This window comes from Yersinia sp. J1, from assembly GCF_050586585.1.
Taxonomy (GTDB): domain Bacteria; phylum Pseudomonadota; class Gammaproteobacteria; order Enterobacterales; family Enterobacteriaceae; genus Yersinia; species Yersinia entomophaga.
Map to the genome: position 1 here is coordinate 1 of NZ_JBOBDP010000018.1, position 16,053 is coordinate 16,053.

A 16,053-nucleotide genomic window follows, 5' to 3' on the forward strand; every position below is an offset into this window, starting at 1 on the left:
CACCTACATTCCCGCCATCGCCACAATTTCTCCCGTTACCTCCAAAACAGTCTAGAAAACCATCATATATCATTATGATACTGTCACTTCACGTCTGTGATGTTCCGCGCCCCCCTTAAATCTGCCACAAATGTGTATAGAATTTCATGGTGATTTTTTAGTTACAAATACCCATCCAAAAAAATCGTCCAAAACACATTCTCTGTTTTCTTCTGGCAGGAGCAATTCGGGTCGCTGTCTAATCCGGTAAGTAGGATTCAGCTATAAATTGGAGGTTTAGCGGTTAGAATGAAATTAAATTATTGTTCTATATAATAATTATTAGTGTCACGTTTAATGAATTAAATAACCTTTCTTTGTAAGAGTTACGTTGCCATACCTTCATAATGAGTAATGAGTAATGAGTTTTTTATGCTACGGCTCAGTTTGTTAAATAATTAAGTATTAAATCGGTCCTTAATGTTTTTACATGTATTTTAATGATAATTAATCTGTCGAATATCTAGCAATGATGTACTCTTTTAATATTATTTGTGAATCTATCAGATAAGTCCCGTTGCGTTATGAGATATTTGGCTATGGCTGCTTTCAGCAGGATAAATCAAGGATAAGCAGGGAGTGGATTAACATGTATTTTAACAGGCAGTGGATTATACCTTATTTGTTAAGCGCACTATTAACTCAGGAAAATGAGATTATGTGCTCGGTGGCATTATGAAGACATTAATTGACTGTTATGTAGATGTTTTTCGTTTCGCTTTGATTCTGGAAAAACAGCCTGATTTTAACCATAATTATCAGTATATTCGTGAAAAAACCACAGAGGTTTTTGAAAGGGCGGCGAAAGCCGCGGAGTCGCAGGGCTATAGTGATTCTGAATGCGATCGGGCATTATTGGCTGTCATGGTTTGGTTTGATGAGTTTATTTTATCCTCCTCGCTCTCTTATGCTAAGCAATGGAAAGATATTTTGCTGCAAACACAATTATTTCAGACCACTACCGGTGGGGATGTTTTTTTCAACCAGCTAGAAAAAATTGATAAAAATGAAAATGAGCTTCGAATGGTCTATTTACTTTGCCTGCGGCTAGGATTTCATGGGAAATATAACAAGGACAACGATATTTTCCTGGATAAAACTATTGCCAATGAAGAAAAATGCTTGCCTGAGTATTGTTATCTCAAATTAGTTGATATTAGCCATAAACTGATGTGTTCCAGGAAAAAATCAATAATTAAGTTGATATTAAATCGAGTTATTAATAGGAGATGGTCAGCATCTATTATTGTACTCCTTTTTTTCTCTGTTATTTCGTGGATTGAGTTTTTTTGATGCTTACAGGCTCGACCTATGATTAAGAAAGTAACGATCCTCCACGGGGCGGGAATGTGGGCTCAGCGGTCTTTAGCTTTGCGTATCTTTATTACGCTATGGCGGGGATTTTGCCATAAAAAGGCCAGAATAGGATTATTAGTCATGCTATTCGGATTAATGGTTCTCTGGGGATGGCGGAGCTGGGCATTAATCACTTTTAAAATAAAAAGTCTCGATCCAAATGCGTTGGTTACTCAATTACAGATCAACGAGCGCTGGCAAGATTCGCCGCTGAGTTATCTCCCTTTTATCCCCATATTGAAATGGCAGCATCGAACTATTGAAAAAGCGCTATTGGAAAGCGCTCCTGCTGATTTGGGAAATATCACAGAGGAATTTCGCCGCTATTATGACCGCTTCCGCACTGAAGCACCAATACGGCAGCGTGAAATGATACTGGCGTTGGCTCAGTATATTTTGGTTAAACAAAGCCTTTTCGAGCACGATTATCTTGTCGATTCTTTTGAACGGCTACGTTATGTCAAAAAACCAGTTTCTGATGTTGCCGCTCCTATTTTATTACCTTACATCCAATTAGCTTTGCAGCGTGCTCAATGGCGATTACAACCGGAAAAAAGCGAGTTAACTCAGCTACGGCAATTATTGGCTCGGTTAGTAGAAAGCGATCCCCAATGGCGCTGGTTGCTGGCCAGTGCATCTAATGCTTCGGTAAAGCCTGCAGTTAACATCTGGCTCCATTCTTTGTCTATGGACGATTTTCCCGATCTTTGGACGTTAGTCCGCGTACAGCAGGTAAATGATTGGCTGGAAACCGTTGAACAGGCGGTTGGCGATGATATTGCACTGACAACGTTCACCGCTTTTCGCCAGCAATGGCCATCTATTCGGCAGGAAAACTGGCTAGAGCTTCTATTTAACGTGGTTAATGAGGATTTTCCGCCATTGAGCGCGCAGGAGTGGCAGGATCGTTTGTTAAGTATCAGGCAGGGTAGTAGTCCGTCGATGGAATTTGCCAGACAAATGAATCTGCAATTATCTGATATTTCCGAAGCGCAGAGCCAGCCTTGGTTACAAGAACACCGGCGTTTAATCATTCTCGATCAATATACTACGCGATCACCGAACATGGGATATCTGCACAAAATAAAGCAACAATGGCAGCAGCGTATCGAGCGGTGGCTGATGCCGGAGCCTCGGTCGGCAGCGGCTTCAACCAAAGTGTCGCTCCGCGCATGGCAGGCTTGGCGAGAGGCATTAAGTTTTGCGGTTGAAGAAAGTATCAAGACTGCGCAGGATAGCCGTAATTTGACCGAAGGGTTGTTCCAGCAACAGGAGGAAACGACGAGTAATCCGCTGCAACGGCTGTTTCAACGTTAGTCGAACTGCAAAAAGGAGCCGGTAATCATGCGCAGGATTTGGGAATAATGGCGGTGTGGAAGCTGTATCAAAGCGACGGTGATTTTCTATTAGCTCATGCTATTCGCTGTACTGGATGCTGGGTTCAGAAACAGTGGGAGGATCAGGTATTGGAGCCAATGAACCAGAATGGGAAAGGGCTGAGCTACGATGAGCGGCAGGCGCTGGCGTGGCAGTATGTATCAGACTTTTTAGCTGGTCCGGCTCAGGCGATTTTGAGCATGAGTGAGAAAGGGCCACAGATTAACCACTATCAGGGGAAATCTGCCGCTTTAACGCCGGGTTTTCTCGGATTGCTCGGAACCTTGTCGCAAAGAGAAAATACCATAGCCAATGTTGCTAGAAAAAATATGCAGCAGCCCTGGCCGAAAAGCCAGCAAGATAAGGCTTTGAAGGTCGATTCGGATGGTCTTCGCCAGCGCCATTCTTTGGACATAAATCCGCAACAATCGATGGCATCATGGTCATTCCAATTACCGCCGAAGGTTGTTCACTGCCAATAATATTATGTTAAATAGCTTGTCGATGGGATGGCCATTTAACGTGAATAATTATCATTTGCGTTAATTGTTGTAGTGATTTATGTAAACCAAGTGTGAAATATATGTGATTCTGTGCGCAAAAATAGACCAATTTTATGCTGGTTTTGTTAGTGATATCACGTCTAATATTCTTTTGAACCGATATATATCAATTTTGATACAAATATAACCAATTGATTATAAAGTGTTTTTGTAATTTCACACCGTCATTTATCTTCAAAAGTCAGTTGTTATTCCTTAGCTTGCTTGTACTTGTCTATACGAGTATATGTTAATAAACATCCAAAGCGAGCAGTGCCTATTGGCACTCAGAAACCCTGTTGAAGGAAATTGCCGTGACTGCTGAAAACAGATTTCGTGATAGTGAAATTCGCGCCCCGCGTGGTACGCAACTGAATGCCAAAAGCTGGTTTACCGAAGCGCCACTGCGCATGCTAATGAACAACCTGGATCCTGAGGTGGCTGAAAATCCTAAGGAATTAGTGGTTTATGGCGGAATTGGCCGAGCGGCTCGTAACTGGGAATGTTACGACAAAATTGTTGAAAGCCTGAAACAGCTTAATGATGACGAAACGCTGTTGATTCAGTCCGGTAAGCCCGTTGGTGTGTTTAAAACTCACAGCAACGCGCCACGAGTGCTGATCGCCAATTCCAATCTGGTGCCACATTGGGCCAATTGGGAGCACTTTAACGAACTGGATGCGAAAGGGCTGGCAATGTACGGTCAGATGACCGCAGGCAGTTGGATCTATATCGGTAGTCAAGGCATCGTACAGGGCACCTATGAGACATTTGTGGAAGCAGGCCGCCAACATTTTAACGGTAGCCTAAAAGGGCGCTGGGTTCTCACCGCCGGTTTAGGCGGGATGGGCGGCGCGCAGCCTCTGGCGGCCACTCTGGCGGGCGCTTGCTCGTTGAATATCGAGTGCCAGCAAAGCCGCATCGATTTTCGTTTAAAAACGCGCTATGTGGATGAGCAAGCAACGGATTTAGACGATGCGTTAGCGCGAATCAAAAAATATACCGCTGCTGGCGAAGCCGTTTCTATTGCTTTGTGCGGTAACGCCGCCGAAATTCTGCCGGAATTGGTACGCCGTGGCGTTCGCCCGGATATGGTGACTGACCAAACTAGCGCCCATGACCCTCTTAATGGTTATTTGCCGAAAGGTTGGGGCTGGGAAGAGTACCGTCAGCGCGCGCAAAGCGAACCAACTTTAGTCGTCAACGCGGCTAAAACCTCTATGGCCGAGCATGTTGAAGCCATGCTGGCTTTCCAAAAAATGGGTATCCCGACTTTCGATTACGGCAACAATATACGCCAAATGGCCAAAGACATGGGTGTCAGTAATGCTTTTGATTTCCCTGGCTTTGTTCCTGCCTATATTCGTCCATTATTCTGTCGCGGTATTGGGCCATTCCGCTGGGCTGCGCTCTCTGGAGAGGCGGAAGATATTTATAAAACTGATGCCAAAGTAAAAGAGCTGATTCCAGATGATGAGCATTTGCATCGTTGGCTGGATATGGCGCGCGAACGTATTAGTTTTCAAGGATTACCGGCGCGTATTTGCTGGGTCGGTTTAGGTCAGCGGGCAAAATTAGGCCTGGCTTTCAATGAGATGGTTCGCAGTGGCGAGCTGTCTGCCCCTATCGTTATTGGCCGCGATCATCTGGATTCCGGCTCGGTCGCCAGCCCGAACCGGGAAACTGAAGCGATGCAGGACGGCTCCGATGCAGTTTCTGACTGGCCGTTGCTTAACGCATTACTCAACACCGCCAGCGGCGCGACCTGGGTTTCTCTGCATCACGGCGGCGGCGTAGGCATGGGCTTCTCACAGCATTCCGGCATGGTCGTTGTATGCGACGGAAGCGATGAGGCCGCAGAACGTATTGCCAGAGTTCTTCATAACGATCCGGCCACCGGCGTGATGCGTCATGCCGATGCGGGATACGAGATTGCGATCAATTGCGCGCAACAACAAGGGCTTAACTTGCCGATGGTTGCCGCCACTCAAGGGAAAAAAGCATGAAAACTCTGACACTGCGTCCGGGTCAGTTGACGCTGGCCGATCTGCGCCATATTTATCAGCAGCCGGTACGCATCATCCTGGATGATGAATCCTATGGGCCAATTCAGAAAAGTGTGGATTGCGTGCAGGCCATTTTGGCCGAGAAACGCACCGCTTATGGTATTAACACCGGTTTTGGATTGCTAGCTTCAACCCGTATTGCGACGGAAGATTTGGAAAACTTACAGCGCTCAATCGTACTCTCTCACGCGGCTGGCGTCGGTGAAGCCAATGATGACGCTATCGTGCGCCTGATTATGGTTTTGAAAGTAAATAGTCTGGCTCGCGGTTTTTCCGGTATTCGTCTGGAAGTGATTCAGGCGCTTATTGCGATGATTAATGCCGAGGTTTACCCCCATATTCCGTTAAAAGGTTCCGTCGGCGCTTCAGGCGATTTGGCACCTCTGGCGCATATGAGTTTGCTGTTGTTGGGTGAAGGCAAGGCTCGTCATCAGGGGGCGTGGTTGTCAGCCACCGATGCGCTGGCAAAAGCCGGTCTTAAACCGCTGACGTTGGCGGCGAAAGAAGGGCTGGCGCTGCTCAATGGGACTCAGGTTTCTACCGCTTATGCGCTGCGCGGCTTGTTTGAAACGGAAGATTTGTATGCGGCCGCGACGGTATGTGGCGGTCTGACGGTTGAAGCGGCGTTGGGTTCGCGTAGTCCGTTCGATGCTCGCATTCATGAGGTACGTGGTCAGAGAGGGCAAATTGACGCCGCCCATGCTTACCGTCACTTGCTCGGCACAAAGAGCCAGGTTTCTGATTCCCATAGAAACTGCGAAAAAGTGCAGGACCCGTATTCTCTGCGCTGTCAGCCGCAGGTTATGGGCGCGTGTCTGACCCAAATGCGTCAGGCTGCCGAAGTTCTGGCGATTGAATCGAACGCAGTGTCTGATAACCCATTGGTCTTTGCCGAACAGGGCGACGTGCTATCTGGCGGTAACTTCCATGCGGAACCGGTGGCGATGGCGGCAGATAATTTGGCGCTGGCGCTGGCCGAGATAGGTTCTTTGTCTGAGCGTCGTATCTCGTTAATGATGGATAAACATATGTCCCAGTTACCGCCGTTCCTGGTGGATAACGGCGGCGTTAACTCCGGCTTTATGATTGCACAGGTGACCGCCGCGGCGCTGACCAGTGAGAATAAAGGGCTGGCTTTTCCATCAAGCGTGGATAGCATCCCGACCTCTGCGAATCAGGAAGACCACGTTTCTATGGCACCGAGAGCCGGTAAGCGCCTGTGGGAAATGGCCGAAAATGTGCGCGGGATTCTGGCGGTTGAGTGGCTGGCGGCCTGTCAGGGGCTGGATCTACGTAAGGGCTTAAAAACGTCTGATACGCTGGAATCTGCGCGCCATTTGCTCCGAGAACAGGTGGCCTATTATGATAAAGATCGCTTCTTCGCTCCCGACATTGAAGCCGCCAGTCAACTGCTGTCTCAGCGCCATTTAAATGCGTTGATGCCTGCCGGATTGCTTCCAAGCCTTTCATAAAATAATAAAAACAGATCTTATGGGTGATTCCAAATACTGGTATCACCCTCTCTGAACCCCTGCCTGAAAGGGCTTAAACATTGCGAGAATGCACCATGAAAAATGATTCATCCACGCTCAAACGCGGTCTTAGCGCGCGGCATATTCGCTTTATGGCGTTAGGTTCGGCCATTGGTACCGGGCTGTTTTATGGTTCGGCTGAGGCGATTCGTCTGGCTGGCCCGGCGGTGTTACTGGCTTACTTAATTGGTGGCGCAGCCGTTTTCATGGTGATGCGAGCGTTGGGTGAAATGGCGGTGCACGATCCGGTGGCAGGTTCTTTTGGTCATTATGCCGGTCGCTACCTCGGGCCGTTAGCAGGCTTTCTGACCGGCTGGACCTATACTTTTGAGATGGTCATCGTGGCGCTGGCCGACGTTACCGCGTTCGGTATCTATATGGGGTTATGGTTCCCAGACGCGCCGCAGTGGGTGTGGGTGCTCAGCATTATCTTCTTTATCGGCGCGCTGAATTTGTGCAGTGTTAAAGTATTTGGCGAAATGGAATTTTGGCTTTCATTGCTGAAAGTCACCGCAATTATCGCCATGATCGCCGCAGGTTTGGGCATTATGATGTTTGGCTTTGGTGCCGGGCATGAAAGCACTGGCTTAAGTAATTTGTGGTCGCATCAGGGTTTTATGCCGAATGGCATCAGTGGCGTGATAGCTTCATTTGCCGTCGTGATGTTTGCCTTTGGTGGTATTGAGATCATTGGGGTTACCGCCAGCGAAGCGAAGAATCCGGAAAAAGTGCTTCCGAAGGCCATCAACACGGTGCCGGTGCGCATTTTGCTGTTTTACGTTCTGACGTTATTAGTGCTGATGGCGATTTATCCGTGGAATAGCATTGGGCAGAATGGGAGCCCTTTTGTTGAGATTTTCAGCAGTCTGGGAATCAGTTCTGCGGCAAATATCCTTAATTTGGTGGTGATCACTGCCGCAATATCCGCGATCAACAGCGATATTTACGGCGCGGGGCGTATGATGTTTGGTATGTCTCAGGAAGGATTGGCACCTAAATGTTTTAGCCGCCTGACGCGTAATGGCGTGCCCTGGATGACGATTTTAGTGATGTCAGTGGCTTTGCTGTGCGGTGTGGTTCTTAACTATCTGATTCCGAAGAATGTATTCCTGATTATTGCCTCTATCGCCACTTTTGCCACCGTGTGGGTATGGCTGATGATCCTGATTTCGCAGGTAGCCATGCGCCGCTCCATGAGTAAGGAAAGTGCCTCTCGTCTGGCATTCCCGGTGCCATTCTGGCCGGTAGCACCAATGCTGGCCATTCTGTTTATGGGCTTTATTATTATGGTGTTGGGCTATTTCCCGGATACTCGGATTGCGATGTATGTAGGATTAGGCTGGATCATATTAATGACGCTGGCATGGTGGATTTGGGCGCGAAAAGCGTCGGCAACACCGGTTGACCTGACAGAGCGTAGCGAGTCTTAAACTACGTTGAGGAAAGGAATGAACGGGCTGCTTGATGCAGCCTGTTTTACTTCACTACTTCACTACTTCACTACTTCACTTTCGTTTTAACTCTCTTTTGATTTCCCCGCCGTTGACGCATTAATTTTCGCTGCCAGCTGATGTGTTAACTTCGTCAATTCGGTATTTTGGCGCAATAATTCCAGCATTTGTTCGGCCATGGTCGCGGCCATTTTCTGTCGTTCCTCATTGGCGATAGCCAGCGCCTCCCGGTGCTGTGCGTCAGCTTCGGCATTGGCTTTATCACGTTCAGCCTGACGAGTTTGAGCCAACAGGATCAGCGGCGCAGCGTAGGCGGCCTGTAAGCTGAACGCCAGATTCAGCAAGATAAAGGGATAGATATCAAATTTGGCGAAACCCATAACGTTGGCACCGATCCACAGAACAACAATCAGCGTTTGTGCTCCCAGAAAAAGCGGAGTGCCAAAAAATCGGGCGAAAGCCTCTGCTTTTAGCGCAAACCAGCCGTTGCCAAAGGGGCCGGACAGATGCTCGTGAGTGTGATGGAAGCGAAGATAATCACGACGCGAGCCGCTACCTGATTTGGTCGTTGGCTCAGTTTGAGGGCTATTCATATGTTTTATCCATATAGTGAATTTGTGAGATTCAATTTTAACTAGGGTCTTTATTTACCTTAGTGGAAAATAGCGCAGGTTGTTTTAGTCGTTTAATTAACCAATTGCTTATTTATTCAACGTTAACTTCTATTCTAGCCGAATGAAATCCGGTTAAGATACTGGGATTGCCGAATGGTGATAAACTCAATGTTATATTGATTCCTAATACAGGTCGGGAGTAGCGACGCATGCCTACCAGAGCTATTACGCGGTGGATTAAACGAATTGTACTGGTAGTGGTGGTGATTGCCGTTACCCTATTGGCCGTGCGAATTTACGATACGCAAAGAGGCCCTAAACTTGAGCTTTGGCATACCTTTGTTCCCCATGAAATGCGGGCGGGAGAAATAGATAAAGCCAACTGGGCGGATTATCTGAAAGCGGAAGACAATGTTTTTGCCGAAGTTAAAGCTAATGTGACGGACAAGCTGGAACCCAGAGTTGAGGTGCCGTTAAACCGTTACTATTCCGGTAGCCCTATTTATTCCCCGCATTTTGCCAATGACTGGAACCGTTCTTATATATTGAATCCGGAAGGCACGCCGAAAGGGGCGGTGGTTTTATTACACGGTTTAACCGATACGCCATACAGCCTACGTCATATTGCCGAAAATTATCGTCAACGAGGCTACGTGGCTGTCGGTATTCGTTTGCCGGCTCATGGTTCTGTACCTGCGGCGTTGACGGATGTGGATTGGCAGGATTGGATGGCCGCTACCCGTTTGGCGGTTCGTGAAGCCAAGATATTGAGCGGAAAAGAGTTGCCGCTGCATGTTGTGGGCTTTTCCAACGGCGGCGCGCTGGCGATGAAGTATGCGTTGGATTCTCTGGAAGATCCGCAGTTAGCGAAACCTGAGCGAGTGATCCTGATTTCACCGATGATTGGCGTCACCAGTTTTGCCCGTTTTGCCGGTATCGCTGGCTGGCCCGCTATTTTCCCCGCGTTTGCAAAAGCGTCCTGGTTGGGCATAGTGCCGGAGTTTAACCCGTTTAAATACAATTCGTTCCCGGTAAATGCGGCTCGACAATCCTACCTGTTGACGGCGGCGCTGCAACAGCAGATTTCCCGCGATGCGCGAGATAACAAACTGGAAAGTCTGCCGCCCATTCTGACCTTCCAGTCGCTGATGGATTCCACCGTTAGTACCCGCGCTGTGGTTACCGCGTTGTACAATCACCTGCCAAAAAATGGCAGTGAAGTGGTGCTGTTTGATTTAAACCGCGCCGCTAGCTTTGGCCCGTTATTACGCACGTCGTCTTATACCGCGTTGGCTCGTTTGTTGCCGCCGCCGCCGCGTAACTACAACACCACGGTAATTACCAATGTGTCACCGGAAAGTAACGACACTTTGGCCATAACCACTCTGGCCGGTGAAACCACGGAAACGTCAGTACCGACCGGATTGATTTATCCACCGGACATTTTCTCGCTGTCTCACGTGGCTTTGCCTTTCCCAATGAGCGATTCGCTGTATGGCCGCTATCCGGAACCTCGGGATCAGTACGGTATCAGCTTGGGCACCTTTGCTGCGCGCGGGGAGCGAGCGGTGCTGGTAGTGGGATTAGATTCTCTGATGCGTATTTCATCAAATCCGTTCTATCCGTATATGCTGCAACGCATTGATGCCAAAATAGACGCGCCAGCTAAGTAACTAAGTAAAGTAAGCGCAGAAAGCCTCCATTTACTGGGGGCTTTTTATTTGAGCTGAAATTGCTTGCGATTACATCGCACACTATATATATTGAATCCATAGTTTTTGAATTGGACGCCTGACGTTGAAGAATCCGTTACTGCTTGACCAGCAAATGTGCTTTGCACTGTATTCCGCCAATCTGGCGTTGCATAAAGTTTATCGTAAGCTGTTGGGGAAGCTGGGTCTGACCTATCCGCAATATTTGGTGATGCTGGTGCTGTGGGAAAGGGATGAAGTGACGGTATCGGATATTGGACAACGGCTGTTTTTGGATTCCGCGACTCTCACGCCATTGTTAAAACGTATGGAAAACGCAGAACTGCTGATCCGCACCCGCGCATCCAATGATGAGCGGCAGGTGATCATCCGTTTGACCGAGCAAGGTCGTGCGTTGCGCGAGCAGGCTCAGGGTATTCCAGAAGCGGTGATGTGCGCTGCAGACTGTGATTTTGATAAATTAGTAGATATAAAACAACAGCTTGAATCATTGCGAGAGAAGTTGTTGCAGGAAATCTGATTTCCATAGATGAGAGCCACAATGACATGGCTCCAATCTGTTCTACACTTATTATTGTAAAACCATTTAAATAGTGTGCGATTTAATAGTAACTTATTTAAATGTTATTTCTTGAAACATAAACTAGGCCAATGATTACCTAAAAAGGAAAATATTATGTCTATTGAGAAAGTTGTTTATCGTGCGAAAGCCAAAGCTACCGGTGGCCGTGACGGCCGTGCGACCTCTTCTGACGGCGTACTGGATGTTAAACTGGGTGTGCCAAAGGAAATGGGCGGCGCTGGCGGCGCAGTCACCAACCCAGAGCAACTGTTTGCTGCTGGCTATTCTGCTTGCTTCCTTGGCGCGCTGAAGTTTGTCGCCGCTCAGGATAAAGTGAAAATTCCTGATGATGCGCAAATCGAAGGAACCGTTGGTATTGGCGCTATTCCTACTGGTTTCGGCATTGAAGTCCAGCTGGATATCAGCCTGCCGGGCGTTGAGCGCAGCGTAGCGGAAGAGTTGGTGAAAAAAGCCCACATTGTGTGCCCTTACTCTAATGCCACTCGCGGCAATATCGACGTGACGCTGAACCTGAAGTAATAGGCTCGTCTGGATTTTATGCATCCATAAAGGGCGAAATGTCCTTTATGGGTGATTTATCTATTCCCCTCTTTTATTTACCTTTCTCTCGCCATTCCTCTGTTTTTTTCCTGATTTTCTCGCCATAACTTTGTTCCGGCGCATGTCTGCTCGCGTGATAATCCATAAGATATTTATTGCTGGTGAAATCAATAGTGTGCTTATCACCTGTAAACGGAACCAGCAGTGATGATTACTGTCTGATACATTCAAGTTGTAAATAGTTTGCCCCCGGGATCCCATTTTTTATGGACAGAGTTAAGTCTTTATCGCAGCAAAACATGTCTTTGTTGTTGGCTATCTATATTGGTATTTTCCTGAATATTTCGGTCTTTTACCGTAGATTCGACTCATTTTCCCAGGGTATTCAAGGTATAAAGGTGCTTTCCGCCGTCACTGAGGTGGTGGCTATTATTCTGTTTACCTTCTTTATGATGCGCCTGATTTCGCTGGGTGGCCGTTTGTTTTACCGCATTACTGCCAGCCTGTTAGTGCTGATTTCCGTTGCTGCCAGCTATTACATGACGTTCTTCAACGTAGTGATTGGTTACGGCATCGTGGTGTCGGTGATGACGACGGATATCGACCTCTCGAAAGAGGTCATTGGTCTGCATTTCGTTCTATGGATGGCGTTGGTCAGCGTCTTACCGTTGCTGCTGATTTGGAAGAACGCTTTGCGATTAACGTTGCTAGAGCAGTGTCGCACGCCGGGTCAGCGTATTAAGCCATTGTTATTACTGGTCGCCGTGGTGGCTTTGGTTTGGTTGCCTTTACGCTATCTGGATAAGGCGCAAAAACTGGATGAACAGCTAAAAACGGTAGATTTACCGAGTTATGGCGGCGTGGTGGCTCACTCTTACTTACCGTCTAACTGGCTGGCTGCCTTGGGTTTATATGCTTACACCCAATATGACGAAAGCCACGATGCAGCTACGTTACTCGATCCCACCAAAGAATTTACCTATGTTGCCCCCGCAGATATCGATCAAACCTATGTCGTCTTTATTATTGGCGAAACGACCCGCTGGGATCATATGGGAATTTTGGGCTATCCGCGTGATACCACGCCGCGCCTGAGTAAAGAAAAGAATTTGGTGGCTTTCAAGGGGACGTCTTGCGATACCTCGACAAAACTTTCTCTGCGCTGCATGTTTGTTCGGGAAGGCGGGGCGGCAGATAACCCGCAGCGTACTTTGAAGGAACAGAATATTTTCTCCGTGTTGAAATCACTGGGCTTCAGCTCTGAACTGTTCGCGATGCAAAGCGAAGTGTGGTTCTACAATAATGCCAATGCGGATAATTACTCATTCCGTGAAATCATTGCCTCTGAGAAACGCAACGACGGCAAACCGGTGGATGACATGTTGTTAGTAGATGAACTGAAAGAGTCACTGGGCCGCTATCCGGATGGAAAGCATCTGGTGGTATTACATACCAAAGGTTCTCATTATTTATATTCTCAACGTTATCCCCGCAGTTACGCTCGCTACACGCCGGAATGTATGGGCGTAGACGATTCCTGTACTCGTCAGCAATTGGTCAATGCCTTTGATAATAGCGTGTTATATACGGATACTTTCATTGCTAACGTTATCGATCAGGTAAGAGATAAAAAAGCGTTGGTATTTTACGCCGCCGATCATGGCGAATCCATTGCCGCCAACGCTCATTTCCACGGTACTCCTCGTGAAATGGCTCCTGTAGAGCAATTCCGTGTTCCTCTGTTGGTGTGGGCTTCCGATAAATTCCTGGCGGAACCGCAGCACCAAAATGCGTTTGAGAATTTACAGGCCCAACAACGCCTGGGAACCCAACATCGTCATGAAGAGCTGTTTGATTCCATATTGGGTTGTCTGGGTTATACCTCGCCAGACGGGGGAATTGCGCAGAAAAATAACTGGTGTCATGCGCCAGAGAAGAAAATTCGTCGCGCTAATTAATCATCCACGCCGGCTAGTTATGCTATCCGGCGTTAATCCTGTTTCCTTCCGCAGTTGAGCATCGCTTGTTGTATACTCCTCGCCATATTTCCCCCCAGTAACTGGAGACCTCCATGACTTATCGCGTGGCGTTTATTGACGATCATGACATTGTGCGATCGGGCTTTGTGCAGCTGTTATCCATGGAGGACGACATCCAGGTGGTTGGGGAATTTAGTTCGGCAGAGCAGGCGCGCGCAGGTTTGCCGGGGCTGAATCCGCATATTTGTATTTGTGATATTTCCATGCCAGATCAAAGCGGTTTGGATTTGTTGAAAGACATTCCCTCCGGTATCGGCGTGATCATGCTGTCGATGCACGACAGTCCGGCGCTGGTTGAAATGGCGCTAGAACGCGGTGCCAAGGGCTTTTTGTCCAAGCGCTGCAAGCCGGATGACCTGATTACGGCGGTACGCACCGTGGGCGGCGGTGGCGTTTATCTGATGCCGGAAATTGCCCAGCGGCTGGTGCAAGTCGCGGTCGATCCGCTGACACGCCGTGAACGAGAAGTGGCTATTTTACTGGCTCAGGGGATGGAAGTGAGGGAAATTGCCGAATCTTTGGGTTTATCCCCTAAAACCGTACATGTGCATCGGGCTAATCTGTTCGCCAAATTAGGTGTCAGTAATAACGTTGAATTAGCGAAGCGAGTTTTGAATTTATGATGCAGCGCCTGATTACGCTGTTAGCGTTGTTTTTTATCTATTTCACCGCTGCATTTTGTCTGTGGAGCATTGGGACGCTGCTGGTCGAACAGCCATTACAGGCATTATTGCTCTTCCCCTTCGGGCTGCGTTTAGGCATTTTACTGCAAAGCCCGCGCGGTTACTGGCCGGGAATCTTATTGGCCGACACTTTGCTGTTATGGTTGCTGGCAGATCAATTCGATAGCCTGATATTACTGTGGACTGCCTTACCCGTATTGCTGTTTACCACGTTGCTGGCAGTGTTTGCCTCCCCTTGGCTATTGCGGCACCAGCAGAGCGATAGCGAGTGGCAGTGGCCGTTGATGCAAGGTTCGGTGGTTGCTATCGCCGCGTTGATTCAGGCATTGATATGGCAGCTTTCCACCGCGCAGGGCGCGATGGCGCTACTTTTGGGGCTGGCGGGAGGATTTACCATAGCGCCCACCTGCCTGTTGCTGTGGCACTATCTGGCGCGACAAATCTGGCTGCCGCTGGAGCCGGGGCTGATTCACAAGCCTATTAACCTGCGTTTGCGCCATCTGGTGTGGTATTTGCTGCTGTTTGCTCTGAGTATCTGGCTGCAACATCAGGTTAGCGAAGCGGAATTAAGGCGTTTTGCACCATTTTGTCTGGCTATCCCCATTGTGTTTATGTCCTATCGCTATGGCTGGCAGGGGGCATTAGTGGCGACCTTGCTAAACGGTGTCGCGCTGATGGTTAATGAACCCGCCCAGCTTGATTCTCATCGGGATTTATTGCTTTCTCTGTTGGCACAAAGTCTGACTGGCTTATTGTTGGGGGCGGGCATTCAACGTCAGCGGGAACTGAATCAGCAACTTTCTGCGCGTCTGAGTGAAAATCGCCGATTAGCCAGAGACTTAGTGATTGCCGAAGAAAGAACCCGGCGGGAAGTCGCGCGCGAGCTGCACGATGAAGTAGGGCAAAGTATTACGGTCATTCGCACTCAGGCGACCATCATCCGGCGCTTGACGGATCAGGCACCGGTAGTGAGTTGTTCTGACGTGATTGAGACTCTGGCGCTGCGGGTTTATGACGGCGTTCATGATGTTCTGAAGCAGCTGTGGCCAGCAGCGCTGAACAATTTACCGCTTTCTGCGGCGGTGGCGGCGCTGATGCGCGAACTTATTCCGCAGGATGAATCTGTGGTTGGCGTATTGCAATGGCAACTGAGCGATGGGCAATTGGATGAAACCCTGAAAATCACCTTGTATCGCATCTGTCAGGAAGGCGTGACGAACGCTTATCGCCACGGCGAAGCCAGTCGCATCGAGGTCGATGCCCGGCAGGTTAAGCAGCAGGTGCATCTGACTATTCGCGATAACGGAAAAGGGGTGAATCTGGAGAAGTTCACGCCTGGCTACGGTTTACGTGGGATGCAGGAGCGGGTTAGCGCGCTGGGCGGGCACTTCAAATTTCAGGTGGATAACGGTACCTGTTTGAGTGTGATCCTGCCCACAGTTCCTTCGCTAACTAAGCAAAACTAGGAAATACTCTCGGTGCCGGTGGGAATGTACCCCGTTTCTTTCCTACGCGTGCG

13 protein-coding genes are annotated in these 16,053 nt (G+C 48.5%); 12 read left to right on the forward strand and 1 reads right to left on the reverse strand.

The genetic code is table 11. The features are described from left to right. Positions 1-714: 714 nt before the first annotated feature. The 6 genes from ACQ4OC_RS17225 to ACQ4OC_RS17250 all read left to right on the forward strand — a co-directional run bounded on the left by ACQ4OC_RS17225 (position 715) and on the right by ACQ4OC_RS17250 (position 8,342). On the forward strand, positions 715-1,332 hold the full coding sequence (locus ACQ4OC_RS17225) for a DotU family type IV/VI secretion system protein (protein WP_430971443.1): 618 nt from the start codon (positions 715-717) through the stop codon (positions 1,330-1,332). An 18-nt stretch (positions 1,333-1,350) separates the two neighbouring features. Next, positions 1,351-2,712, forward strand: a complete 1,362-nt coding sequence (locus tag ACQ4OC_RS17230; RefSeq protein WP_430971444.1) for a hypothetical protein — start codon at positions 1,351-1,353, stop codon at positions 2,710-2,712. Positions 2,713-2,759: 47 nt separating this feature from the next. Then, a complete protein-coding gene (locus tag ACQ4OC_RS17235; protein WP_430971445.1) occupies positions 2,760-3,254 on the forward strand; it encodes a hypothetical protein in 495 nt (164 codons plus the stop codon). A 374-nt stretch (positions 3,255-3,628) separates the two neighbouring features. Next, on the forward strand, positions 3,629-5,320 hold the full coding sequence (gene hutU / locus ACQ4OC_RS17240) for a urocanate hydratase (RefSeq protein WP_064515825.1): 1,692 nt from the start codon (positions 3,629-3,631) through the stop codon (positions 5,318-5,320). After that, positions 5,317-6,852 carry a histidine ammonia-lyase gene (gene hutH, locus ACQ4OC_RS17245; protein ID WP_064515822.1) on the forward strand — a complete coding sequence of 512 codons (1,536 nt, stop codon included), beginning with the start codon at positions 5,317-5,319 and terminating at the stop codon, positions 6,850-6,852. The genes hutU and hutH overlap by 4 nt, the downstream gene beginning before the upstream one ends. 95 nt (positions 6,853-6,947) lie before the next feature. Further along, positions 6,948-8,342, forward strand: coding sequence for an amino acid permease (locus ACQ4OC_RS17250; protein WP_064515819.1), 1,395 nt, complete (start codon positions 6,948-6,950; stop codon positions 8,340-8,342). 86 nt (positions 8,343-8,428) lie between these two features. On the opposite strand, the gene ACQ4OC_RS17255 is transcribed toward ACQ4OC_RS17250, so the two are convergent. Further along, positions 8,429-8,956, reverse strand: a complete 528-nt coding sequence (locus tag ACQ4OC_RS17255; RefSeq protein WP_064515816.1) for a DUF1003 domain-containing protein — start codon at positions 8,954-8,956, stop codon at positions 8,429-8,431. Between the two features lie 230 nt (positions 8,957-9,186). On the opposite strand from ACQ4OC_RS17255, the gene ACQ4OC_RS17260 reads away from it, so the two are divergent. The 6 genes from ACQ4OC_RS17260 to uhpB all read left to right on the forward strand — a co-directional run bounded on the left by ACQ4OC_RS17260 (position 9,187) and on the right by uhpB (position 16,000). Next, positions 9,187-10,650: an alpha/beta hydrolase gene (locus ACQ4OC_RS17260; protein WP_064515813.1), complete on the forward strand. Its 1,464-nt coding sequence runs from the start codon at positions 9,187-9,189 to the stop codon at positions 10,648-10,650. A gap of 154 nt (positions 10,651-10,804) precedes the next feature. Next, positions 10,805-11,209: a MarR family winged helix-turn-helix transcriptional regulator gene (locus tag ACQ4OC_RS17265; RefSeq protein WP_064515810.1), complete on the forward strand. Its 405-nt coding sequence runs from the start codon at positions 10,805-10,807 to the stop codon at positions 11,207-11,209. Between the two features lie 156 nt (positions 11,210-11,365). Continuing rightward, on the forward strand, positions 11,366-11,791 hold the full coding sequence (locus ACQ4OC_RS17270; RefSeq protein ID WP_064515808.1) for an organic hydroperoxide resistance protein: 426 nt from the start codon (positions 11,366-11,368) through the stop codon (positions 11,789-11,791). Between the two features lie 287 nt (positions 11,792-12,078). Continuing rightward, on the forward strand, positions 12,079-13,770 hold the full coding sequence (gene eptB / locus ACQ4OC_RS17275; protein WP_430971446.1) for a kdo(2)-lipid A phosphoethanolamine 7''-transferase: 1,692 nt from the start codon (positions 12,079-12,081) through the stop codon (positions 13,768-13,770). A 113-nt stretch (positions 13,771-13,883) separates the two neighbouring features. Further along, complete coding sequence (uhpA, locus tag ACQ4OC_RS17280; protein WP_064515803.1) at positions 13,884-14,474, forward strand: transcriptional regulator UhpA; 591 nt, start codon at positions 13,884-13,886, stop codon at positions 14,472-14,474. After that, positions 14,471-16,000 carry a signal transduction histidine-protein kinase/phosphatase UhpB gene (gene uhpB / locus ACQ4OC_RS17285; RefSeq protein WP_064515799.1) on the forward strand — a complete coding sequence of 510 codons (1,530 nt, stop codon included), beginning with the start codon at positions 14,471-14,473 and terminating at the stop codon, positions 15,998-16,000. The genes uhpA and uhpB overlap by 4 nt, the downstream gene beginning before the upstream one ends. The last annotated feature ends 53 nt before the right edge of the window (positions 16,001-16,053 follow it).